The following is a 23,658-nucleotide window of genomic DNA, read 5'->3' as shown; positions in this document are numbered from 1 at the left end:
CATGCGATCTGATGACACGCGTTGGATGACGGGGTGCGCCGCCGGCCTCATAGCTGCTCCCGCTGGTTCCGGGCTGATTTGACCTATTTCAGGAGGCTAATGGGACTTTTGCGTGCCGCCGTAACCGGCTAATCTCCTGCTCGCGCTGAGGGAGAGAGCACATGAGTTCTTCCGTTGTACGCGAAGTGCAGTTTCCAAAGCAGCCGGCGCTGCAGTTGATCTACGATACAGCGCCGATCGGGCTTGCTTATCTTTCGCCGGACTGCCGCTATTTGCAGATCAACCAGCGCCTCACCGAGATCTGCGGTATTTCGGTCGAGGGCCATCTCGGGCATACGGTGCGAGACTGCGTTCCCGGGTTGGCGTCTGCCGTTGAAGGCATCGTTCGCTCCATCATGGAGACCGGCGACCCCGTCACCGGGATCGAGGTTTACGGCCAGCGTCCCGGCTACAACGACGAACGTTGCTGGATCACCCACTGGCATCCGCAGCGTGGGCCGAGCGGCAACATCGTCGGCGTCAACGTCGCAGCGGAAGAGATCACCGAACGCAAGCGCAGCGAACGGGAGCTTCGCAGTGCCCGCGACGCGGCCGAGGCAGCCTTGCAACGACTGAAGGAGGCTCAGGATTCGCTGGTGGAGGCGGAAAAGCTCGCGGCTCTCGGACGGTTGGTGGCGGGCGTGGCACACGAGATCAACAGTCCCGTCGGCACCAGCCTGACCGTTACTTCAGCATTGGAGCGCAAGGCAGCAACGTTTGCGGGCGAAGTCGCACGCGGCGGGCTGAAGCGATCGAGCCTGAATGAGTTCGTCGCGGTGGTTCAGACCGCGTCGTTGCAGCTGGCCGACAATCTCGCCCGCGCGGCGGAATTGATCCAGATATTCAAGCAGGTCGCCGTCGATCAGGGCTATCTCGAGCGCCGCAGCTTCGATCCGGGGGAGCTGACGCGACAGGTTGCCGCGAGCCTGCAGCAGGAATTGCGAAGAAACGGTTTGGCGCTCAATATCGAATGCCAGCCCGGTCTGGCAATGAACAGCTATCCAGGTCCTTACGCACAAGTGGTGACCAACCTGATTAAGAATGCGATGGTGCATGCGTTTCCGCATGGCAAGAGCGGCAGCATCACCATCGAGATTTGCGCGTACGGCCATGATGATATTGAGATTGCCGTTGCCGATGATGGCTGCGGCATGATCGAGGATCTGCGTCGGCAGGCGTTCAATCCGTTCTTTACGACGCGTCGCAGTCAAGGGAGCGTTGGCCTCGGCCTGCACATCGTCCATAACATCGTTTTCAATCGGCTGGGCGGACGCATCAATCTCGAAAGTGAGCCAGACGAGGGGACACGAATCGGCATGGTCGTGCCGCGAGTTGCGCCCGAGCCTGGCGATGCCTAGCGCGCAATGCGCGAAAACAGCACTTTGTTGCCGTGATTGACCGGACGTTAACTGAGCGGAAGCGACGCCGCCCTTCGGACGACGACGCTCGTCATGTCGGAGAGGTGAGCGCTCCGCTCACACCATCCGATGCATCGCGCAGATCTTGTTGCCGTCGAGGTCGCGCAAGTACGCGAGATAGAGCTTGCCGCCCGGACCCTGGCGAATGCCGGGCGGTTCCTCACAGTTCTTGCCGCCACTGGCGATGCCGGCCGCATGCCAGGCGTCGACCTGCTCCGGCGAACCGCAGGCAAAGCCGATCGTACCGCCGTTCGCGCACGTTGCCGGCTCGCCGTTGATGGGTTTCGACACCGAGAACACGCCGGTCTTGGTGATGTAGAAGATGCGATGACCGTCGACCCTCGCCGGCCGTACCTCGAGCGTACTGAGCAACTCGTCGTAAAATGCTTTTGCCTTATCGAGGTCGTTGGTGCCGATCATGATGTGTGAAAACATTTGCCTTCCCCCTCATTATGATTTGTAGCCCGGATGGAGCGTAGCGAAATCCGGGTCCATTTGCTTATGGCGGTCCCGGATTGCGCTGCGCTCCATCCGGCTACGACCTTGAAAAACTAAAACGCCGTATAGCCGCCGTCGATCACGAACGTATCCGCGGTGTGATAGGACGACGCCTTGCTCATCAGATACACCGCGATGCCGCCGAAATCGGATGCCTCGCCGAAGCGACGCACCGGAATTCGCGGCATCACGTTGGCGACGAATTTGTCGTTGGCCATGATGCCGGCGGTCATGTCGCTCTTGATCCAGCCGGGCAGGATCGCGTTCGCAGTGACACCATGGCGGGCGAGCTCGACGCCGAGCGCGCGCACCAGCGCGTTGATCGCGGCTTTGGTCGCGGCGTAGTGCTCGTTGCGCGCGGTGCCGAAGATCGAGGCGAGGCTCGAGGTCGCAACCAGCCGCCCGAAGGGATCGCCGGCATTGGCGCGCTCAGTCATGTGCTTCGCGGCAGCCTGGAACGCGTGGAACACACCGTCGAGATTGGTCGCAAACATCGTGCGCCATTCTTCCTCGGTCCGCTCGATGAAGGAGCGTCGGCCGCCGCCGCCGATGCCGGCATTGGCGAAGCAGCCGTCGACCCGGCCGAACATATCGAGCGTGGCTTTCATCGCGGCATTGACCGACGCCGGATCGGTGACGTCGCAGACGCGGGCATCGACCTTGCCGGACAGGCCCGCCATGCTCGCGGCGGCAGCCTTGTTCTTGTCAGCATTGCGGCCCCAGATCGAGACATTGCAGCCCTGGCCGGCGAGCGCCTGTGCGATGCCGAGCCCGATACCGCCATTGCCCCCGGTGATCACGGCGACGCGGCCGGTGAGGTCGAAAATAGACATGGCGCGTTTCCTGTTTTTGGCACAGAAGCGCGCCAGCCTGTGCGCGCAAGATTGTGCGATACGACGACAAGGTATGTTCGGACCACCATGGACAAGGCCGCAACAAAAATCAAATATGCGCCCCGGCAAAGCTAATTCCGGTCTGCGAAACATCGCGACCTGCAACTGACGAGGAAACCATGCAGTTCAAACACGTCACGCTCGATCTCGATGGTTCGGTCGCGATCCTCAGGCTCGACCATCAGGAGGTGATGAACGCGGTCTCCATGGACATGCTGGGCGGCCTCGCCGACGCGCTCGACGCGATCGAGGAAAAGAAGGACGAGGTGCGCTGCGTCGTGCTGACCGGCGCGGGGCGGGCGTTCTGTACGGGAGCGAATCTCCAGGGCCGTAACAGCCAGTCGAAGAAGACCAAGGCCGGCCTGACGCTCGAGACCGGCTTTCATCCGTTCCTGCGGCGCATCCGCAATCTGCATTGCCCGATCGTCACCGCGGTCAACGGCCCGGCCGCCGGTGCCGGCATGAGCTTCGCGCTGCTCGGCGACATGATCCTGTGCGCGCGTTCGTCCTATTTCCTGCAAGCTTTCCGCCGCATCGGCCTGGTGCCGGATTGCGGCTCGACCTGGCTATTGCCGCGCTTGATCGGCAAGGCGCGCTCGGTGGAGTTGTCACTGATGGGCGAGCGCCTGCCGGCGGAAAAGGCGCTGGAATGGGGGCTCATCAACCGTGTCTACGACGACGGCGTGCTGATGGAGGAGGCGATGAAGCTCGCGCGTGACCTCGCCAGCGGCCCGACGGTCGCGCTGTCGCTGATCCGCAAGCTCTACTGGGACAGTCCGGAAAATTCCTTCGAGGATCAGCTCAATCTCGAATTTCAGAGCCAGCTCCGTGCCGGCGACACCCAGGACTTCCGTGAGGGCGTCGGCGCCTTCCTGGAGAAGCGCCCGGCGCAGTTCAAAGGCAAATGATCGAGGCGGAGCTTTCCCGCAGCGTCCTGCGCTGGTGCCCTGGTGCGACCGGCGCGACCGGCGCCGCAAAGTTGTCCGGCGGTGCCAGCCAGGAGACGTGGCGCTTCGACATCGTGCATCCCGATGGGCCGATCGGCGCGATCCTGCGCCGCTCGCCGAAGGGCTATGGCGCGGCGCCCACGCGTGCGGCGGGTCTTGCGGCTGAAGCGCAGCTGATGCAGCTCGCCTATGAAGCCGGCGTGCCGTCCCCGCGCGTGATGCATGTGCTGGTGCCGGAGGATAATCTCGGCACCGGCTTCATCATGCAGCGGGTCGAAGGCGAGACCATCGCGCGCAAGATTTTGCGTGACGACGAGTTCGCCGCGGCGCGGCCGCTCCTCGCGCGACAGATCGGCGGCGTGCTGGCCGGCCTGCACAGGCTGCAATTGTCGAAATTGCCTGAATTGCGGCACATGACGGCAACAAAGGAGATCGGCGAGTTCGAGCGCGACTATCGCAGTTTGAATTGGCCCAAGCCGGTGTTCGAGCTGGCGCTGCGCTGGCTGCGCGACCATGATCCCGGTCCCAATGCCGAGGAGACTCTGGTGCATGGCGATTTCCGCAACGGCAATCTCATCATCGGTGCTGACGGCGTCCGTGCCGTGCTGGACTGGGAACTCGCCCATCTCGGCGATCCCATGGAGGATCTCGGCTGGGTCTGCGTCAACTCATGGCGATTTGGCGAGATCGACAAGCCGGTCGGAGGTTTTGGCTCGCGCGAGGAGATGTTCGCCGGCTACGAGGCCGCTGGGCGCAAGGTGGATTCAGGGCGCGTCAAGTTCTGGGAAGTGATGGGGACACTGCGCTGGGGCATCATGTGCGGCGGCATGATGCAGCGTTTTCGGGAAGGGCCCGACCATTCCATGGAGCGCGCGATGATCGGCCGCCGCGCGTCCGAAACCGAGATCGATCTGTTGCGGCTGCTTGCGCCGCGCGGGAGTTGAAACATGCAGGACGAACCGACACCGGTCGAGTTGACCAAGTCAGTCGCCGATTTCCTCCGTCACGACATCACGCCGCTGGTCTCCGGCCACCAGGGCTTCAAGCTGCGTGTCGCGATCAACATCCTCGATCTCGTCACGCGGCAGCTGACCGAGCAGCAGGGTAGTGACGCGAAGGAAGTGGAACGGTTGAGGGCGTTGCTCGGAACGGACGGCACTGTCACGGAGCTCAACCGCGCACTCGCCGATCGTATCGCGAGAGGCGAGGTCGATCTCGCAACGCCGGGCGTCGCCGGGCACCTCTGGCAAACCACGATGGACAAGCTCGCGGTCGATCAGCCGAATTACGCATCGTACAAGCGGGAGCTGCCGCGAGGCGGGTAGGTCTCTCCACATTCTCCGTCATTGCGAGGAGCCCTTGCGACGAAGCAATCCAGGCTGTTGCCGCGGAGACGGTCTGGATTGCTTCGCTGCGCTCGCAATGACGAGTGGAGAGACGCCTACTTCCCCACCCATTTCGGCGGCCGCTTCTCCGAAAACGCCTTCGGACCCTCGATGTAATCCTGCGACGCGACCATCGCCTTCACGGCCGGGTACTCCCGCTGCTCCTCGATCGCCTGCTCCAGCGACACCGCAAGCCCTTTCTGGATGGTCTGTTTCGACGCCCGGATCGACATCGGCGAGTTCTTGGTAATCATCTCGGCCCAGCGCAGCGCCGCCGTGAGCGCCTCGCCCTGCGGCACCACTTCATTGACGAAGCCGAGCTCATGGCCTTCCTTGGCGCTGACATGGCGCGCGGTGAGGATCATGCCCATGGCGCGCTTCAGGCCGATCTGCCGCGGCAGCCGGTGCAGGCCGCCGGCGAGTGCGGCCAGCCCAACGCGCGGCTCGGGCAGGGCAAAGGTCGCATTCTCTGACGCAATGATCAGGTCGCAGGCGAGCGCAATCTCGAAACCGCCTCCCATCGCGACCCCGTTGACGGCGGCGATGATCGGCTTGTCGCAGTCGAAGCGCGCCGTGAGGCCGGCAAAGCCGCCCTTGTCCCAGCCGCGTTTTCCCCCCGCCGCCTGCCACTTCAGATCGTTGCCGGCGCAGAACGCCTTGTCGCCGGCGCCGGTGACGATCGCGACCCACTGCTCTGGGTCGGCGGAGAAATCATCGAACACCTTTTGCAGCTCGAAATGCGCGTCGGTGTGCAGCGCGTTGTAGACCTCGGGCCGCGACAGCGTGATGATCGTGATCGGTCCCTTGCGTTCCACTTTGGAAAATTTCAGCTCCATCGGTCGCTCCCGCATTTTCTCGTGAAGGAATATTGCGGCCATACTAGCGCGCGGACGTGTTTCAACACCATCGAATTGCGCGGGCGCGCCTTGCACGCCTCACACGCCTCGGCTTGCTTGACTTGCGCACGCTCTTCTCTCCTTAATCGATCGAAGCAAAAATGCGCGTAGCGCCTTAACGCAAAACAAAATGACTCCGGGAGAGACTCGTGGATTTCTCATTGCCTGCCGATCTCGTCGCCTATCTCGGAGAGCTCGATCGTTTCATCGACCGCGAGATCAAGCCGCTGGAGCAGGCCGACGACAACATCCGCTTCTTCGATCATCGCCGCGAATGGGCGCGCACCGATTTCGAGAATGGCGGCCTGCCGCGGCATGAGTGGGAAGCGCTGCTGCGCAAGGCAAAGGATCTTGCAGATGCCGCCGGTCATCTGCGCTTTCCAGTTCCGAAGCAATATGGCGGCAAGGATGGTTCCAACCTCTGGATGGCCGTGATCCGCGAGCACTTTGCCGCGAAAGGTCTTGGCCTGCACAACGATCTCCAGAACGAACATTCGGTCGTCGGCAATTTCCCCGTCGTTACCATGCTTGACCGCTACGGCCGCGACGACCAGAAGGCGATGATCGACGGCTCGATCAGGGGCAAGTACCGCATCACCTTTGGTCTCACGGAGCCCAATCACGGCTCGGACGCGACCCACATGGAGACGCGCGCCGTGCCCGCGACCCGTGACAACGTCAAGGGCTGGATCATCAACGGCGAGAAGATGTGGACCACCGGCATGCACGTTGCAACCCACTGCGCGCTGTTCGCGCGCACCTCGGGTAATGACGGCGATGCCCGCGGCATCACCTGCTTCCTGGTGCCGGCCAAGAGCCACGGCGTGAAGATCGAGGAGTACATGTGGACCTTCAACATGCCGACCGATCATCCCCGTGTCAGCTTTACCGACGTGTTCGTGCCTGAGGATGCGCTGTTCGGCGAGGTCGGCCGCGGCCTGTCGCTGGCTCAATGTTTTGTGCACCAGAACCGCATCCGCCAGGCCGCGAGCTCGCTTGGGGCTGCCGTCTACTGCATCGAGGAGAGCGTCAAATATGCGCGCGAGCGCAAGCCGTTCGGCAAGGCGCTCGCGGAAAACCAGGCGATCCAGTTCCCGCTGGTCGAGCTCGCGACGCAGGCCGAGATGCTGCGGCTGTTGATCCGCAAGACCGCATGGGAGATGGACAAGCTCAATGAGGAGCAAATCGAGCGCACGCTCTCCGACCGCGTCTCGATGTGCAACTACTGGGCAAACCGCCTCTGCTGCGAGTCCGCCGACCGCGCCATGCAAGTCCACGGCGGCATGGGCTACTCACGCCACAAGCCGTTCGAGCATATCTACCGGCATCACCGTCGCTATCGGATCACGGAAGGCAGCGAGGAGATCCAGATGCGCAAGGTGGCGGGGTTTTTGTTCGGGTTTATGGGACCGGGGAAGCATTGAGGCGCTTGATACCTCTCCACGAGTCGTCCCGGCGAAGGCCAGAACGACGATGTGGATATAGCGGGCTAATTCACCCGCCGGTCCTTCCCCGTCCAATATGGCTCCCTTAACTCCCGCCGCAAAATCTTGCCGCTCGGATTGCGCGGTAGGGCCGGCAAAAACTCCACGCTCTTCGGCGTCTTGAACCCTGCAATGCGCTCGCGGGTGAAGTTGATGATGTCGGTGGCGGTCGCTTCCTTGCCGGGCTTCATCACCACTACGGCCTTCACGGCCTCACCCCATTTGTCGTCGGGCACGCCGATCACCGCGGCTTCCGCGACATCAGGGTGATCGCACAGCGCGCTCTCGACCTCGGCGGGATAGATGTTCTCGCCGCCCGAGATGATCATGTCCTTGATGCGGTCGTGGATGTAGAGGTAGCCGTCTTCGTCCATGTACCCGGCGTCGCCGGTGCGGAGCCAGCCATCGCTGCGCAACGTGCTGGCGGTCGCCTCCGGCAAATTCCAGTAGCCCGCCATGTTCGAGCCCGAGCGCGTCGCGATCTCGCCGACCTGGCGCGGCGGCAGCGGTCGGCCGTCAGCGTCCAGAATCGCGATCTCGATGCCCGGCAGCGCCTTGCCGGCCGAGCGCATCCGCTCCAGCCCCTCGACATGGTCCTCCGGCGGCAGCGCGACGATCGTGCCGGTGGTCTCGGTCATCCCGTACATCTGCACGAAGCCGCATTTGAAGATCTCGATGCATTCCTTCAGCAGCGCCGCCGGGATCGGTGAGGCGCCATAGAGCATGTATTTCAGCCGAGAGAAATCGACCGTCTTCGCGCGCGGCTGCCGCACCACGAACTGCATCGCCGCCGGCACCATGAACAGTTTTGTGATGCCGGACTGCTCGAAGAAATCCAGCACCTTGGTGGGGTCGAACTCGCGCGCGATCACGCCGCGGGCGCCGTGATAGAGCCCCATCACGCCCCAGCCGGAGCCGCCGATATGGAAGATCGGCATCGCCACCAGCGAGACGTCGTCCGTCGACCACCGGTTCCACTCCGGCTTGTCCTCGGCGTTGCCGGTCTGCACCAGGTTCAGGAAGTTCGCATGCGACAGCATCGCGCCCTTCGGCTTGCCGGTGGTGCCGGACGTATAGAGCTGGATTGCGATGTCTTTCGTGTCGATCGGTACTTTCGGGTCGTTGCTGCTCTGCGCATCGCGCCAGGCTGCAAAATCCTGCCATTCCGGCGCGCCGCCCTCGGTGGTGATGATTGTGCGCACGCCGGGCAGTCGGTCCTTGATCTGGTGGACCTGCGCGATGAACTCCGGCCCCACGAACAGCACCGGCGCCTTGCAATCCGCAACGATGAAGGCGACCTCGGGCCCAGCCAGCCGCCAGTTTACCGGCGCCATCACCACGCCGGCCTTCATCGCGCCCATCAACAGCTCAAAATAGAGGTCACTGTTCTTGCCGAGATAGGCGATGCGATCGCCCTTTTTTACGCCCATCGCTACAAGCGCGTTCGCGATCTTGTTGGTCTTGACGTCGAATTCGGCAAAGCTGGTGATGCGGCCTTCGAACTCGTAGACGGTCGCGTTGCCGCGGCTCTTGGCGCGCTCGCGCACCATATCGGCGAGATTCGCCAATGGCTGTGTGGTGGACATGTCTCTCCCGTGGCGTCTTGTTTTTATGCCGCGGAGTGTGGCGTCATCCGCGGGCGAAGACAAGTACACTGTCGTCCCGGCTTTCGCCGGGACGACGATCGAGTGTAGAGCGACTCTCGGTACAATGAGGTCACCCCCGCTTCGCCCGATCCTTCTCGTTCTGCGCCATGATGCTCTCGCGGGCGGTTTTCCAGTCGTCGTCGCTCCAGTCGCGAAGCTGGTAGAAGTTGCCGCCCATGGCGAGCGCCTGCGCGCCGTCCATGGCGATGGTCTCGCCGGTGATCCAGTCGCAGCCGCCGGAAATCAAAAACACCGCGAGGTTCTGCAACTCCTCCATGGTGCCGACGCGGCCCATCGGGTTCATCGCCTTGGTGCGCGCGCCGGCCTCATCACCCGGCTTGATGCGCTTGCTCATGCCCTCGGTCGGGATTTCACCGGGCGCGATCGTGTTGAGGCGGATGCCGTAGCGGCCCCACTCGGTCGCAAGCGACATCGTCATGGCGTGGATCGCCGACTTGCTCATCGCCGACGGTACCACGTAAGGCGAGCCGTTGCGCACCCAGGTCACGGTGATCGAGACGACGTTGCCGGGCTGCTTCAAAGCGATCCAGCGCTTGCCGACCGCATGCGTGACATAGAACGTGCCGTGCATGACGATGTTGGCGACCGCATCGAAGCCGCGCGGCGACAGCTCTTCGCTGCGCGAGATGAAATTGCCGGCGGCGTTGTTGATGAGGTCGGTGAGCGGGCTATCGCGAAAGATGTTCTCGACCATCTCCTCGACGGCGAGCGCGTTGCGGATGTCGACGCCATGGCTGGTGACGCGTCCGCCATACTGATCCATCAGCTCGGTCGCGGTCTCGTCGCACACGATCTTGCGCCGGCCGCAGATATGCACCTCGGCGCCGAGCTCGAGGAAGCGCGCCGCCATTGATTTGCCGAGCCCGGTGCCGCCGCCGGTCACGAGGATGCTCCGGCCGGCCAGAAGATTTTCCTTGAACATGGCTGTTTCCCCCGTACCGATTGTCCGTTAATTGGTCGATTGACTAAATCCGGCCGCCGTCTTCCTGTAAAGCGGCACTGAACAAGAACAGGGGAGAATTCATCCATGGAAGAGCGCGTCTCGATCTCGGTTTCGGAAGGCGTCGCCGACGTGCGCCTGGTGCGGGCGGACAAGATGAATGCGCTCGATCAGGCGATGTTCGAAGCCCTTGTCGCCGCAACCGACCGGCTTTCGAAGGACAAAAGCGTGCGTGTTGTTGTCCTTTCCGGCGAGGGCCGCGCCTTCTGTGCCGGTCTCGACATGGGGCGTTTTGCCGCCATGAAGGACAAGGGCGGCAACGGAATTCCGGGTGGCGAAAATCGCGACCTCACCGCGCGCACCCACGGCCAGGCGAATTTTCCGCAGCAGGCGGTGTGGGGCTGGCGCCAGCTTCCGGTGCCGGTGATCGCCGCGATCCAGGGCGTTGCCTTCGGCGGCGGCTTTCAGCTCGCGCTCGGCGCCGACATGCGTTTCCTCACGCCGGATGCGCGGATGTCGGTGATGGAGATCAAATGGGGCCTGGTGCCCGACATGGCCGGCACGCCGATCCTGGCCTCGCTGGTTCGCGACGACATCTTGCGCGATCTCACTTACACCGGGCGCATCTTCTCAGCGCAGGAGGCGATGACCTATGGTCTCGCCACGCGCATTTGCGATGACCCGCGCGCCGCGGCGCTCGAGGTCGCACGCGAGATCGCCGGCAAAAGCCCTGATGCGATCCGTGCCGCAAAGCGCCTGCTCAACAATCTTTCGGTCGATCCAGGACCTGCGCTGCTTGCCGAGTCCGTCGAGCAGCAGAAGCTGATCGGCAGCGCGAACCAGACCGAAGCGGTGCGTTCCAATCTGGAGAAGCGCGCGCCGAAGTTTGCGGACTAATTCTCGTCTCCGTCATGGCCGGGCTTGTCCCGGCCATCCTCGTTCTTGATCCAGGCGACGAAGCAAGAACGTGGATCACCGGGACAAGCCCGGTGATGACGACTAACTGGCACAGCCGCTAACAACAAAGAAAAACAAATGAGCGAAACGTCTCCATTCCTCGGCATCGTCTCCGGCGATCGCCGCCGTGCCCATGCCGAAATCGCCGGCCGTGCTGACCGCATCGCGTCCGGCCTCGCTGAGGTCGGCGTCCAACAGGGCGACTGCGTCTGCATGCTGATGCGCAATGACATCGCCTTCCTGGAGGCCGCCTACGCCGCGATGCGGCTCGGTGCCTACGGCGTGCCGATCAACTGGCACTTCAAGCCGGAGGAGATCAATTACATCCTGAAGGATACCGGCACCTCCGTGTTGATCGGACATGCCGACATGCTGCATGGCCTGCGTGATGCGATCCCGAAGGGAGTCACCGTGCTCAGCGTGCCGACGCCGCCGGAGATCCTGTCCAACTACAAGATCGATCCGGATCATCTGGCAGCGCCGGACTTTGCGATCGATTTCGAGTCCTGGCTCGCGCAGTACCAGCCCTATGACGGCCCGGTCGTGCCGCAGCCCATGAACATGATCTACACGTCGGGCACGACCGGCCATCCCAAAGGGGTGCGGCGCAATGCGCCGACGCCGGAGCAGCAGGCTACCGGTGAACGCATGCGCGCGATGATCTATGGTCTGAAGCCCGGCGCCCGCGCGATCCTGCCGGGCCCACTTTATCACTCCGCGCCGAACTCGTTCGGCATCCGCGCCGGCAAGCTCGGCGGCGCGCTGGTGCTGATGCCGCGCTTCGAGGCCGAGGAATTTCTCGAACTGATCGAACGGTACAAGATCGACACCATCTTCATGGTGCCGACCATGTTCATCCGCCTGATGAAGCTGCCGGAGGCGGTCCGCAACAAGTACGACGTCTCCTCGCTGCGTCACATCATACATGCCGCGGCACCCTGTCCGGCGGATGTCAAGCGCGCCATGATCGAATGGTGGGGGCCGGTGATCTATGAATTCTACGGCTCGACCGAATCCAGCGCCGTCACGTTCGCGACGTCGGAGGACGCGCTGAGGAAGCCCGGCACCGTCGGCAGGATTTCGCCCGGCGCCGAGCTGCGCTTCATCGGCGATGACGGCCGCATGCTACCTGTCGGCGAGATCGGCGAAATCTATTCGCGCATGACGGAGATGGCCGACTTCACCTACCACAACAAGCCGGAGAAGCGCGCCGAGATCGACCGCGACGGCTTCATCACCTCCGGCGATGTCGGCTACATCGACGAGGACGGTTATGTCTTCATCTGCGATCGCAAGCGCGACATGGTGATCTCGGGCGGCGTCAACATCTATCCGGCCGAAATCGAGTCGGTGCTGCACGCCGTGACCGGCGTGCATGATTGCGCGGTGTTCGGCATCCCCGATGCCGAGTTCGGCGAAGCGCTGATGGCGGTGGTCGAACCGCAGGCAGGCGTCACGCTCGACGCCGCCGGCATCCGTGCGCGGTTGAAGGAATCGCTCGCCGATTACAAGGTGCCGAAGCACATCGAGATCCGCACCGGGCTGCCACGCGAAGACTCCGGCAAGATATTCAAGCGCCGCCTGCGCGATCCCTATTGGGAGCAGGCGGGGCGGAAGATCTGAGAATGCGTAGCCCGGGTGAGCGGAGCGATACCCGGGACGGTAGTGCGAAAGTCCCGGATCTCGCTTCGCTCATCCGGGCTACAAGAGTAAGGGGACTCCAATGAGTGACGCGGCAGGCACCGACAAAACCAGCGAAGTTCTCTACGAGGTCGTCGACCACATCGCGACCATCACGCTCAATGCACCGGAGCGCATGAACACGATCTCCGGCCCGATGCTGAACGATCTCGCGCGGCTATTGACCGAGGCCAACGAGGACCGGAACGTCCGCGTGGTGATCCTCACCGGCAAGGGACGCGCGTTCTGCGCCGGTCTCGACCTGCGCAAGGAGCGCGACGGCAATGGCCTCAGCGCCGCGTCCTCTCCGACCACGATCAACCTCCGCAACACGCCGCCGACCGTGCTCCAGGCGATGGACAAGCCGACCATTTGCGCCGTCAACGGCGGTGCGGCCGGCTACGGCATGGATACCGCGCTCGGCTGCGATATCCGCATCATGGCGGAATCGTCCAAGCTTGCAGCTGCCTTCGTCAAGCGTGGCGTGGTGCCGGAATCCGGCGGCACCTGGTTGCTGCCGCGCATGCTCGGCTGGGCCAAGGCCTCGGAACTGATCTTCACGGGCCGCACACTGAGCGCCCGCGAATGTCTCGACTGGGGTCTCGCCAATGAGGTCGTGCCCGACGGCGAGCTGATGAACCGCGCTCTTGCGATCGCGCGCGAGATCGCCGCCAAAGCGCCGCTTGCGGTGCAGGCCTCCAAGCGCATGATGCGGATGGGCCTCAACGAAAATTTCTCCGACCACGTCCATCACGTCTATCTTCAGCTGCTTCCGCTGTTCAAGACGCAGGACATGGCCGAGGGAATGAAGGCTTTCATGGAGAAGCGCGAGCCCAAATTCGAGGGGCGATAGTCGACGCCACGCGGGGGCGCGCGCAGGAAGCTGGAGAGGAGATCGAATGGATGACCAGGCCAGGCTGACAGCTCTTCAGCGCCATTGGGATGCGTCGGACGCAAGCGATTTCGAGGTGGAGCACGAAATCTACCGCGAAGACGCAGTGCTGGATTATCCGCAATCGGGCGAGCGGATCCGTGGCCGGCGCAACATCCAGGAGAGCCGCACCGTACAGCCGAACAAGAAGCGCTTTACGATCCGGCGCATGATCGGCGGCGGCGATCTCTGGGTCACCGAGTTCGTCCTGACCTATGACGGCGTGCCTTCCTACGTGGTGAGCATCATGGAGTTCCGCGGAGAGCAGGTGGCGCACGAAACGCAATATTTCTGCGATCGGTTCGACCCCGCGCCCTCGCGCGCGCATCTCGTCGAGCGAGGGGACTAGATCGCCAGCGTTCCGCCAGCGGCGAAATGGCCCGAAGCGCCAATTCCGGCATGGCCGGGAGCCGATATCGGAGCTGTCTTCGCAGAGACAGTTTTCGAGCTTATAGAAGCAGGGTCATTTAACGCGGAAAATCCCATGGCCCCCGTTTCCATCCTGCTCAACGTAATCTGGATTCTCATCGGCGGTGCCTGGATGGCATTCGGCTGGCTGGTGGCTTCCATCATCATGGCGATCACGATCATTGGCTTGCCCTGGGCGCGGGCGGCGTTCAACATCGCCGTCTACGCCCTGCTGCCGTTTGGCTCGAGGGCGGTCAGCCGCGACGAGGTCACGGGTGCGGGTGATATCGGCACCGGCCCGCTTGGGGTGATCGGCAACATCATCTGGTTCGTGCTGGCAGGCTGGTGGCTGGCGCTCGGCCACGTCCTGACGGCCGTGATCTTCGCAATAACCATCATCGGCATTCCCTTCGCCTGGGCCCATCTGAAGCTCGCGGGCATTGCGCTCTGGCCGATCGGCAAGGTGATTGTGCCGGCCTAGCCTCCACGGTGTTATCCGGGGCCCGGCTCCCCCTGTGTGCGCCGCCCCCAACTTCATCTTGCGCTGCGGCAAAAAACTTGCACACTCGGCGGAGCCGGGCAGTCAAGCGAGCTCGAACCAGGGAGCGAGCCATGTCCCTTCAGACAGTACCATCCGACGCCGCAGATCTTCGCCAGAACAGGCCGGAGGACGCCCAGGCGCTGGAGGCTGATGCGCAGCTGCGAGATGACATTCGCCTGCTCGGGCGCATCCTGGGCGACACGGTGCGCGACCAGGAGGGCGCCGAATTGTTCGACCTGGTCGAACGCATCCGGCAGACCTCAATTCGCTTTCACCGTGACGAGGACCGGGTCGCCCGCCGCGAGCTCGAGCAGATCCTCGACGGCATGTCGACCTCCGAGACGGTGCGGATCGTCCGCGCCTTCAGCTATTTCTCCCACCTCGCCAACATCGCCGAGGACCAGAACAACATCCGCCAGATGCGTGCCCGGACCGCTGCCAAGAGTGCCGGTTCCGGGGTGCTCGCGCAAACGCTGGCCCTCGCCAAGGGGGCGGGCATCAGCGCCGACCAGTTGCGCCACTTTTTTAGGGATGCCCAGGTCAGCCCGGTGCTGACGGCCCACCCCACCGAGGTTCGCCGCAAGAGCACCATGGACCGCGAGATGGAGGTCGCCGCGCTGCTCGACCGCCGTGAACGCGTTGCGCTGACCGAGGACGAAGCCGCCGCCAGCGACGAGCAGCTGCGCCGTGAGGTGCTGACGCTGTGGCAGACCAATCTGCTCCGCCGAACCAAGCTCACCGTGCTCGACGAGGTCGCCAACGGCCTGTCGTTCTACGACTATACGTTCCTCCGCGAGGTGCCGCGGCTGGTCAATTCGCTGGAAGACCGGCTGGAGGAGGGCGGCGAGCAGGCCGCCGGCGAGCTCGCCTCGTTCCTGCGCATGGGCAGCTGGATCGGCGGCGACCGCGACGGCAACCCCTTCGTCACTGCCGACGTGATGCGCGGCACGCTGCGGCTCCAGTCGAGCCGGGTGATGCAGTTCTATCTCAACGAGCTGCACGTGCTCGGCTCGGAACTCTCGATCGCGGCGCATCTCGCCGACGTCTCCGAGGAGTTGCGTACGCTGGCGGAGCGCTCGCCCGACACCTCGCCGCACCGGAGCGGGGAGCCCTATCGTCTGGCTGTGTCCGGCATCTATGCGCGCCTGACGGCGACGGCCGAAAAGCTCGAGGTCGAGATCACGCGCCGGCCGGTCGGCAAGGGCGCTCCCTATGACAGCGTCAAGGAGCTGCAAGCCGATCTCGACGTGCTGCACCGCTCGCTGATCTCCAACAATGCCCGCGTCATCGCCCGCGGCCGGCTGCGGCTGCTCCGGCGTGCGGTGGATTGTTTCGGCTTCCATCTGGCGCGGCTCGACATCCGCCAGAATTCCGCCGTGCACGAGCGCACCATTGCCGAGCTGATGGATGCCGCCAATCCCGGCACCTCCTATCTTGCGCTCGGCGAGGACGCGCGCATTTCGCTGCTGACCAACGAATTGCGCAGCGCGCGCTCGCTGGTCTCGCAGTTCGTCAAGTACAGCGACGAGACCATGGGCGAGCTGAACGTCTTCCATGCCGCCGCGGAGGCCCATGCGAAGTTCGGCTCGGACGCCATTCCCCAATGCATCATCTCGATGTGCAAGGGCATGTCCGACATGCTCGAGGTCGCCGTGCTGTTGAAGGAGGTGGGGCTGGTTCACCCTTCGGGGCGCAGCGCCATCAACATCGTGCCGCTGTTCGAGACCATCGAGGATTTGCAGGCGTCCAGCGGCATCATGGACCGCATGCTATCGCTGCACGACTACCGTCGCCTCGTCGACAGCCGCGGCAGCGTGCAGGAGGTCATGCTCGGCTATTCCGACTCGAACAAGGATGGCGGCTTCGTCACCTCGGGCTGGGAGCTCTACAAGGCCGAGATCGGGCTGGTCGAAGTATTCGAGCGCCACGGCGTGCGGTTGCGCCTGTTCCACGGTCGCGGCGGCTCGGTCGGTCGCGGCGGCGGCCCGAGCTATGACGCCATCATCGCGCAGCCCGGCGGCGCGGTGAACGGCCAGATCCGTATCACCGAGCAGGGCGAGATCATCTCGTCGAAATATTCCAACGCGGAGGTCGGCCGTAACAATCTGGAGATTCTTGCGGCGGCGACGCTGGAAGCGAGCCTGTTGCATCCGCGCCAGAGCGCGCCGCGCCACGAATATCTCACCGCGATGGACGAGCTTTCAAATCTCGCCTTCAAGGCCTATCGCGGCCTCGTCTACGAGACAGACGGCTTCGTCGAATATTTCTGGTCCTCGACCGTCATCAACGAGATCGCGACGCTCAACATCGGCAGCCGTCCGGCCTCGCGCAAGAAGACCCGCGCGATCGAGGACCTGCGCGCGATCCCCTGGGTGTTCTCCTGGGCGCAATGCCGCCTGATGTTGCCGGGCTGGTACGGCTTTGGCAGCGCGGTCGAGCAATGGATCGCGGAGCATCCCGATAAGGGCATGCCGTTCCTGAAAGAGCTCTACAAGGAATGGCCGTTCTTCCGCATGCTCTTGTCGAACATGGACATGGTACTCGCCAAAAGCTCGATCGCGATCGCCTCGCGCTATGCCGAGCTCGTGCCAGATGAGGCCTTGCGCGAAAAAATCTTCGGCCGCATCCGCCGCGAATGGCATTCATGCATCGAGACGCTGCTCGACATCATGGGCCAGGACCGGCTGTTGCAGGGCAACCCGCTGCTTGAGCGCTCCGTGCGCCACCGCTTCCCCTATCTCGATCCGCTCAACCACGTGCAGGTCGAGCTTTTGAAAGAGCACCGCGCGCAGAACCCGGACGAGCAGGTGCTGCGCGGGATTCAGCTGACGATCAACGGCATCTCGGCGGGACTGAGGAATACGGGGTAACGGGGTAACGGGGTAACGGGGTAACGGGGTAACGGGGTAGCGAACAGAAGGGCGTGTCGCCAACTATTCGCTACTCCCACCAGCTATTCGCTTACGGCTTCATTGCACCCTGCACGCTCGTGTAGACGGCATAGAGCGATGTCGAGCCACAAATATAAAGCCTGTTTCGCTGCTGACCGCCGAAGCTCAGATTCGCCACTGTTTCTGGAATATGAATCTTGCCGAGCAATTCGCCCGATGGCGTATAGCAGCGCACGCCGTCTTCGTTCGGATCGCCCCAGCCCACCGAACACCAGACCCGACCTTCCGTGTCGCAGCGGATGCCGTCGGTGATGCTGGGCTTTGGCATCTCCGCAAAGACCTTGCTGTTCGACACCTTGCCGGCGGCCACGTCGAGGTCGAACACGCGAATATGCGACGGGTTGTCCGGTCCGTCCGTGAATCCGGTCTCGCAGATGTAGAGCTTCTTCTCGTCGGGCGAGATGGTGATCCCGTTGGGCTCCACAAAATCGTCGACGATGACCTTGACGTCTCCGGACTTCGGGTCGACCCGGTAGACGTTTTTCTTCTCCTGCTCGGGGTCGGCCTTGACCCCCTCATAGAAGCCACCGATGCCGTAGGCGGGGTCGGTGAACCAGATCGCGCCGTCGGCCGTGACGACCGCATCGTTCGGCGAATTCAGTCGCTTGCCGTTGAATTTGTCGGCGATGATGGTGATCGAGCCGTCGAGTTCGGTCCGCGTCACGCGCCGGCCGCTATGCTCGCATGTGATCAGACGCCCTTCGCGATCGATGGTGTTGCCGTTCGAGTTCATCGAGGGCTGACGGTAGACGCTGAGGTGACCGTCATCCTCCGAGAAGCGCATGATCCGATTGTTTGGGATGTCGCTGAACAGCAGATATCGACCGGCCGCAAAATATACCGGGCCCTCGGCCCATCTGAAGCCGGTTGCAACGCGCTCGACTGCCATGGTGCCGGCGAAGGCCGGGAAGCCGGGAGGCCCGAACGTTGGCGGCCCCTTCTTGGCGGATTCCAGATGGGAGTCCGGGTAGCGGCTGCCGGGAAGCGGTCCCAAGGGCAATGGTGCCGTCGATCTCGTCGGAGTGCCCGTCTGGCCCAATGGCGCGACTGTGGCCGCCAGGGTTGCGTTCATGGTAACGCCGGTCGCGGCGACCGCCGCTGCCGCACCTTTCAGGAGGGCGCGGCGTCCGAGGCCAGGTGCGTCAGTGTTGGTACAGGAAACGGTCAGTGATTTTGTCATAGTTGCCTCCCATTTTTCGTTGGAAGGAAACCATCCGCCCGCAATCGGGCGTAATGCGGGCGATCTCCGGTCATGCAACCGGAGATCGCAATGCAGCAATGGCTGGGATGCGTTTAGACGGGATCCCAGGGGAAGATGTCGGCGGAGCGGTCGAGCTTATAGAACGAACCTTTCAGCGCCGGCATGCCGTGTTCGGCGATCGACTGCGGCGTCCAGCCTTCGCTTCGGTGCACCGAGCGCAGCGGCCTGTTCTGGCTGAACAGGAACAGCTCGTTCATGCGCGCGCCGAAGATTTGCCCGGAGACGTCCTTGGCCGCATCGGAGAGCAGATAGGCGCAAACCGGCGCGATCTTCTCCGGTCCCATCTGCTTGATCTTCTCGACGCGCGCCTTCTCGGCTTCGGTCTCGGTCGGGATTGTGCCGATCATGCGGGTCCAGGCGAACGGCGACACGCAGTTGGAACGGACGTTGAAACGTCCCATGTCGAGCGCGATCGATTTCGACAGGCCGACGATGCCGAGCTTGGCCGCAGCGTAGTTGGCCTGGCCGAAATTGCCGATCAGGCCCGAGGTCGAGGTGAAGTGCACGAAGGAGCCGCTCTCCTGCTCGCGAAAGATCCGCGCCGCGGCGTGCGAGACGTAGAACGAGCCCATCAAATGTACCTTGATGACCGCCTCGAAGGCCTCCACGCTCATCTTGTGGAAGATCATGTCGCGCAATATGCCTGCATTGTTGACGACGCCGTCAAGCCGGCCGAAATGATCGATCGCGGTCTTGACGATCTTGCTCGCGGGAATTGCTTCGGCCACCGTCTCGAAATTGGGGACGGCGGTGCCGCCGCGCTTCTTGATCTCCTCGACCACTTCTTCAGCCGGTGACGCGCTGGATCCTGCGCCATCAGCGGCGCTACCGGGATCGTTGACGACGACCTTGGCGCCTTCCGCCGCGCAAAGCAGCGCGATCTCCCGCCCGATGCCGCGGCCTGCGCCGGTGACAATGATGACCTTGTCCTGCAGTGATTTTGTCATGTGGCTTACCTCTCGTTCGTAAACACGATCGTGCCTGACGCGGCGAACATGCCGCCGACACCGTGGCACACCGAAATCTTGGCGTTCGGCACCTGCGCCGGCGCGATGCCGCGCATCTGGCGCACGCTCTCCTGCAACGCGTACATGCCGTACATGCCGGAATGCATATAGCTCAGGCCGCCGCCATTGGTGTTGAGCGGCAGCCTGGCCCCGGGCCGCGTGTTGCCATCGGCGATGAATTTGCCGGTTTCCTCATGTGGCATGAAGCCGAGGTCGCCGAGGCCGAACAGCGGCAGATGCGCAAAGGCGTCGTAGATCATGAGATGATCGACGTCCTTGTGCGCAATGCCGGCTTCCTTGAAGGCGAGGGGGCCCGCCGTCTTGAAGGCGCGCGAGGAGTTGAACGTCTCCATCTGGCTGACCATCGGCGTTTCCACGCTCTCGCCGGTGCCCATGATGTAGACGGGCTTCCTTGGAAAATCCTTGGCGCGGTCCGCCGAGGTCAGGATTAGCGCGCCGCCGCCGTCGGTGACGAGGCAGCATTGCAGCAGCCGGAACGGATAGGCGATCATGCGCGAGTTGAGGACGTCGGCGACCGTGATCGGGTCCTTCATCATCGCGCGCGGATTTTTGGCGGCCCATTCGCGCTGCACGACAGCCACCGAGGCGAGCTGCTCATGGGTGATGCCGTAGGTCTTCATGAAGCGCAGCACGGGGATCGGGAACATGCTCGGCGGACCGTAGACGCCGTAGGGTGCCTCGAACTGGCCTTGCAGGCTGTCGGCGGGGATCGAGCGCGGCGCCTTGCCGATCATCGACTTGCCGCTCTCGGCGTGCGTGATCAGCACGGTCTTGCACAGGCCAGCCTCGATCGCCGCGGCAGCATGGCGGACATGCAGCATGAAGGAACAGCCACCGACCGAAGTGCCATCCACCCAGGTCGGCTTGATGCCGAGATAGTGACAGACCTGCTGCGGCGTCTCGACCGCGGTCGCAAAGCCGTCGATGTCGGATAGTTTTAGCCCGGCGTCCGCAATGGCATTGAGCGCCGCATCCGCATGAAGCTGGAGCTGCGACACATTGGGGATGACACCGAGCTCGGTGGTCTCGGCCGCGCCGACGACGGCAACCTGGTTGCTGCGCATGTCTTATCCCTTCGCCGGACGGAACACGGGGAGGGTGATCTTGTCGTCGAGTGCCTCGAAGGCGACTTCGAGCTTCATGTCGAGCTCGAGTGCTTCGGGTGTCTGTGGGCAGTCGATGATGTTGCTCATCATTCGTGGCCCCTCGGCAAGTTCGACCACCGCGATCGCGTAAGGCGGCGTGAAACCGGGTGCGGCGGGACGGTGGTTGATCACGTAGCTGTAGAGGAAACCCTTGCCGCTCGCCTTGAACGTGCTGACTTTGCGCGAGGCGCAGGATGGGCAGAACGGACGCGGCGGGAAATAGACATGCGCGCAGGCGTCGCAGCGTTGCAGGCGCAATTCGCCCGCCTTGGTGCCGTCCCAGAAATGCTGGGTTTCCGGCGTCGGTTTCGGTCGCGCGCGCTGCGGTTCGGCCATGTCGGCTGGTCCTCCCAGAGAACAGGCTTCGCGCCCGCCCGTTTCGATCTTGATGCGACAATCGACCATGGCGCGTCAACGGTCCAGCAATGTGCATGCATGCCATCATGCGCACAATGCTTGTGTCGAACTGGGCCGGCGCTATAGATTGCGCGCGCAATATTCCGTGAGACAGACATGCCCGATTTTCCGACATTGGCGAAGCTCGCCGAAGACCTCGAAAGTGGCCGCACCACCTCCCGCAAGCTGGTCGAGGCCTGCATCGCCAAAATCGCCGATCCCGCCGGCGAGGGCCAGCGCACCTTCGTCCACGTCGACAAGGACGCCGCGCTCGCGGCCGCCGATGCGATGGACGGCTTGCGCAGGGTCAAGGCCGCGCCATCGCGCTATGCCGGTATCCCGATCTCGATCAAGGATCTCTTCGACATCAAGGGTCAGGTGACGCGTGCCGGCTCGCGCGCGCTCGACGATTCCCCGCCGGCCGAGCAGGATGCTCCCACGGTCGCGCGGCTGCGCAAGGCGGGCTTTGTCGTGATCGGGCGCACCAACATGACCGAGTTCGCCTATTCCGGCATCGGCATCAATCCGCATTACGGCACGCCCAAGGGCGCGTGGAACCGGGGCGAGGGTCACGTGCCCGGCGGCTCCTCTTCGGGAGCCGCAGTGTCTGTGCTCGACGGCATGGCGCATGGCGCGCTCGGCACCGACACCGGTGGCTCCTGCCGGATTCCGGCGGCCTTCAACGGCATCGTCGGCTACAAGCCGACGCAGCGTCGCGTGCCGCTCGATGGCGCGGTGCCGCTGTCGTTCTCGCTCGACAGCATAGGCCCTCTGGCGCGATCGGTCAGTTGCTGTGCCATACTCGATGCGGTGCTCGCCAACGAGCCGATCGTCGCGCTGAAGCCGCGCCCGGTGAAGGGAATGCGGCTCGCCGTGCCGACCACGATCGCGCTCGACGACCTCGACGCTGCGGTGGCTGAAACGTTCGAGCGCGCGCTGAAGGCGCTCGCCGATCACGGTGCCATCATCGAGCGTATCGAGATGGCGGAGTTCCATGATATCGGCCCGATGAACGCCAAGGGGGGCTTTGCCGCCTCCGAGAGTTATGCGTGGCATCGCTATCTCATCACGTCCAAAGGTGACGTCTACGACCCCCGCGTGTCAGTGCGTATCATGCGTGGCGAGGCGCAGAGCGCGGCCGATTACATCGATCTCCTCAACGAGCGCCGCTCGCTGATCGCCCGCGTCAATGCGCGGATTGCGCCCTATGACGCGCTGGTGTTGCCGACCACCGCCAACACGCCGCCGAAGATTTCCGATCTCGCCGATGACAAGGCGTTCACCATCCAGAACCTGCGCGCGCTGCGCAATTGCACCCTGATCAACATGATTGACGGCTGCGCCATCTCGCTGCCCGCACATCGCGAGGGCGAAATTCCCGTCGGCCTGATGCTTGCAGGGGCGGGCGGATCGGACCGTCGTATTTTTGAACTAGCTGCCGGCATGGAGGCCGTAATTCGTGTTTGACCTGACTTTCACTGTCGACGCCCAGGACACCACAACGCCGCTGACCTTGGCGATCAACCAGGCCGTCATCGCCGGCTGGACCGGCCGCGATCCCGTCGCCCGCGACAAGCACATTGCCGAACTCGAAGCCGTCGGCATCGCGCGGCCCGCCTCGACGCCGATCTACTACCGCGCCTCGGCGCGGCGGCTGACCATGGAAGACCGCATCGAATGCTGCGGCGGAGATTCCTCCGGCGAGGTCGAGTTCGTCCTGATCGGCTGGCAGGGTCGCATCTTCGTCGGCTGCGGCTCCGACCACACCGACCGCAAGGTCGAGGCCTACAGCGTCACGGTGTCCAAGCAGATGTGCGACAAGCCGATCGCATCCACCCTGTGGGAGCTGGAAGACGTGATCGGCCATTGGGACCAGATGATCCTGCGCTCCTGGGCCACGATCAGGGGCGAGCGCGTGCTCTACCAGGAGGGCACGCTGGACGCGATGCTGCCTGTCGCCGATCTGATCACGCGCGGCTTCGACGGTGGGAAGTTCCCCGACGGCTGCGCCATGTTTGGCGGCACCTTTGCCGCCAAGGGCGGTATCCGCTCCGCCGACCGGTTCGAGTTCGAGCTTGAGGACCCCGTGCTGAAGCGGACGATCAAGCACGGCTATGACGTGGTGACGCTGCCGGTGCGGGGCTAGGCCCCATCCGCCGTCATTGCGAGTGAAGCGAAGCAATCCAGAATTCC

The 23,658-nt window shown here is 63.5% G+C and carries 22 protein-coding genes; 13 read left to right on the top strand and 9 right to left on the bottom strand.

The annotated features are described in order from the left end of the window. Positions 1-161: 161 nt before the first annotated feature. Positions 162-1,397, top strand: a complete 1,236-nt coding sequence (locus ACPPVR_RS30340; protein WP_426610223.1) for an ATP-binding protein — start codon at positions 162-164, stop codon at positions 1,395-1,397. 117 nt (positions 1,398-1,514) lie between these two features. On the opposite strand, the gene ACPPVR_RS30335 is transcribed toward ACPPVR_RS30340, so the two are convergent. Next, on the bottom strand, positions 1,515-1,892 hold the full coding sequence (locus ACPPVR_RS30335; RefSeq protein ID WP_426610222.1) for a VOC family protein: 378 nt from the start codon (positions 1,890-1,892) through the stop codon (positions 1,515-1,517). 116 nt (positions 1,893-2,008) lie between these two features. After that, complete coding sequence (locus ACPPVR_RS30330; protein ID WP_426610221.1) at positions 2,009-2,788, bottom strand: SDR family NAD(P)-dependent oxidoreductase; 780 nt, start codon at positions 2,786-2,788, stop codon at positions 2,009-2,011. A gap of 179 nt (positions 2,789-2,967) precedes the next feature. Between ACPPVR_RS30330 and ACPPVR_RS30325 the strand changes: the two genes are divergently transcribed. The 3 genes from ACPPVR_RS30325 to ACPPVR_RS30315 are packed head-to-tail and all read left to right on the top strand — an operon-like array spanning position 2,968 to position 5,120. After that, entirely contained in the window at positions 2,968-3,756 is a 789-nt protein-coding gene (locus ACPPVR_RS30325) for an enoyl-CoA hydratase/isomerase (protein WP_426610220.1), read from the top strand. Then, complete coding sequence (locus ACPPVR_RS30320) at positions 3,753-4,739, top strand: phosphotransferase family protein (protein WP_426610219.1); 987 nt, start codon at positions 3,753-3,755, stop codon at positions 4,737-4,739. The genes ACPPVR_RS30325 and ACPPVR_RS30320 overlap by 4 nt, the downstream gene beginning before the upstream one ends. Positions 4,740-4,742: 3 nt before the next feature. Next, entirely contained in the window at positions 4,743-5,120 is a 378-nt protein-coding gene (locus tag ACPPVR_RS30315) for a DUF6285 domain-containing protein (protein ID WP_426610218.1), read from the top strand. A gap of 116 nt (positions 5,121-5,236) precedes the next feature. Here the strand turns inward: ACPPVR_RS30315 and ACPPVR_RS30310 are convergent, their stop codons facing one another. Further along, entirely contained in the window at positions 5,237-6,016 is a 780-nt protein-coding gene (locus ACPPVR_RS30310; RefSeq protein ID WP_426610217.1) for an enoyl-CoA hydratase-related protein, read from the bottom strand. A gap of 209 nt (positions 6,017-6,225) precedes the next feature. Between ACPPVR_RS30310 and ACPPVR_RS30305 the strand changes: the two genes are divergently transcribed. Further along, on the top strand, positions 6,226-7,500 hold the full coding sequence (locus tag ACPPVR_RS30305; protein WP_426610216.1) for an acyl-CoA dehydrogenase family protein: 1,275 nt from the start codon (positions 6,226-6,228) through the stop codon (positions 7,498-7,500). Positions 7,501-7,565: 65 nt separating this feature from the next. On the opposite strand, the gene ACPPVR_RS30300 is transcribed toward ACPPVR_RS30305, so the two are convergent. After that, positions 7,566-9,146 carry a fatty acid--CoA ligase gene (locus ACPPVR_RS30300; protein WP_426610215.1) on the bottom strand — a complete coding sequence of 527 codons (1,581 nt, stop codon included), beginning with the start codon at positions 9,144-9,146 and terminating at the stop codon, positions 7,566-7,568. A gap of 130 nt (positions 9,147-9,276) precedes the next feature. Further along, a complete protein-coding gene (locus ACPPVR_RS30295) occupies positions 9,277-10,149 on the bottom strand; it encodes an SDR family oxidoreductase (protein ID WP_426610214.1) in 873 nt (290 codons plus the stop codon). A 105-nt stretch (positions 10,150-10,254) separates the two neighbouring features. On the opposite strand from ACPPVR_RS30295, the gene ACPPVR_RS30290 reads away from it, so the two are divergent. The 6 genes from ACPPVR_RS30290 to ppc all read left to right on the top strand — a co-directional run bounded on the left by ACPPVR_RS30290 (position 10,255) and on the right by ppc (position 17,554). Then, the gene (locus ACPPVR_RS30290; RefSeq protein WP_426610213.1) at positions 10,255-11,064 is read left to right on the top strand and encodes a crotonase/enoyl-CoA hydratase family protein; all 810 of its coding nucleotides are present in this window, start codon (positions 10,255-10,257) and stop codon (positions 11,062-11,064) included. A 138-nt stretch (positions 11,065-11,202) separates the two neighbouring features. Then, positions 11,203-12,747 carry an acyl-CoA synthetase gene (locus ACPPVR_RS30285; RefSeq protein ID WP_426610212.1) on the top strand — a complete coding sequence of 515 codons (1,545 nt, stop codon included), beginning with the start codon at positions 11,203-11,205 and terminating at the stop codon, positions 12,745-12,747. 100 nt (positions 12,748-12,847) lie between these two features. Beyond that, positions 12,848-13,657 (top strand): enoyl-CoA hydratase/isomerase family protein, encoded by an 810-nt coding sequence (locus ACPPVR_RS30280; RefSeq protein WP_426610211.1) that lies wholly within the window; start codon positions 12,848-12,850, stop codon positions 13,655-13,657. 46 nt (positions 13,658-13,703) lie between these two features. Continuing rightward, positions 13,704-14,084, top strand: a complete 381-nt coding sequence (locus ACPPVR_RS30275) for a nuclear transport factor 2 family protein (protein ID WP_426610210.1) — start codon at positions 13,704-13,706, stop codon at positions 14,082-14,084. A gap of 135 nt (positions 14,085-14,219) precedes the next feature. After that, positions 14,220-14,624 carry a YccF domain-containing protein gene (locus tag ACPPVR_RS30270; RefSeq protein WP_148748867.1) on the top strand — a complete coding sequence of 135 codons (405 nt, stop codon included), beginning with the start codon at positions 14,220-14,222 and terminating at the stop codon, positions 14,622-14,624. 131 nt (positions 14,625-14,755) lie between these two features. Then, positions 14,756-17,554, top strand: a complete 2,799-nt coding sequence (ppc, locus tag ACPPVR_RS30265) for a phosphoenolpyruvate carboxylase (RefSeq protein WP_426610209.1) — start codon at positions 14,756-14,758, stop codon at positions 17,552-17,554. Positions 17,555-17,645: 91 nt separating this feature from the next. On the opposite strand, the gene ACPPVR_RS30260 is transcribed toward ppc, so the two are convergent. The 4 genes from ACPPVR_RS30260 to ACPPVR_RS30245 form a co-directional block, all read right to left on the bottom strand. Further along, entirely contained in the window at positions 17,646-18,815 is a 1,170-nt protein-coding gene (locus ACPPVR_RS30260; protein ID WP_426616212.1) for an SMP-30/gluconolactonase/LRE family protein, read from the bottom strand. Between the two features lie 113 nt (positions 18,816-18,928). Next, positions 18,929-19,843 (bottom strand): SDR family oxidoreductase, encoded by a 915-nt coding sequence (locus tag ACPPVR_RS30255; RefSeq protein WP_426610208.1) that lies wholly within the window; start codon positions 19,841-19,843, stop codon positions 18,929-18,931. A 5-nt stretch (positions 19,844-19,848) separates the two neighbouring features. Next, positions 19,849-20,988, bottom strand: coding sequence for a thiolase C-terminal domain-containing protein (locus tag ACPPVR_RS30250; RefSeq protein ID WP_426610207.1), 1,140 nt, complete (start codon positions 20,986-20,988; stop codon positions 19,849-19,851). A 3-nt stretch (positions 20,989-20,991) separates the two neighbouring features. Continuing rightward, entirely contained in the window at positions 20,992-21,405 is a 414-nt protein-coding gene (locus ACPPVR_RS30245; RefSeq protein ID WP_426610206.1) for a Zn-ribbon domain-containing OB-fold protein, read from the bottom strand. Between the two features lie 177 nt (positions 21,406-21,582). Here ACPPVR_RS30245 and ACPPVR_RS30240 point away from each other — a divergent pair, with 177 nt between their 5' ends. Both ACPPVR_RS30240 and ACPPVR_RS30235 read left to right on the top strand, forming a co-directional pair. After that, positions 21,583-22,932, top strand: a complete 1,350-nt coding sequence (locus ACPPVR_RS30240) for an amidase (protein WP_426610205.1) — start codon at positions 21,583-21,585, stop codon at positions 22,930-22,932. After that, positions 22,925-23,611 (top strand): DUF2848 domain-containing protein, encoded by a 687-nt coding sequence (locus ACPPVR_RS30235; protein ID WP_426610204.1) that lies wholly within the window; start codon positions 22,925-22,927, stop codon positions 23,609-23,611. The genes ACPPVR_RS30240 and ACPPVR_RS30235 overlap by 8 nt, the downstream gene beginning before the upstream one ends. Positions 23,612-23,658 lie beyond the last annotated feature (47 nt).

This window comes from Bradyrhizobium sp. McL0616, assembly GCF_049993385.1.
Lineage (GTDB): Bacteria > Pseudomonadota > Alphaproteobacteria > Rhizobiales > Xanthobacteraceae > Bradyrhizobium.
This window is presented reverse-complemented; position numbering and strand designations above follow the sequence as displayed.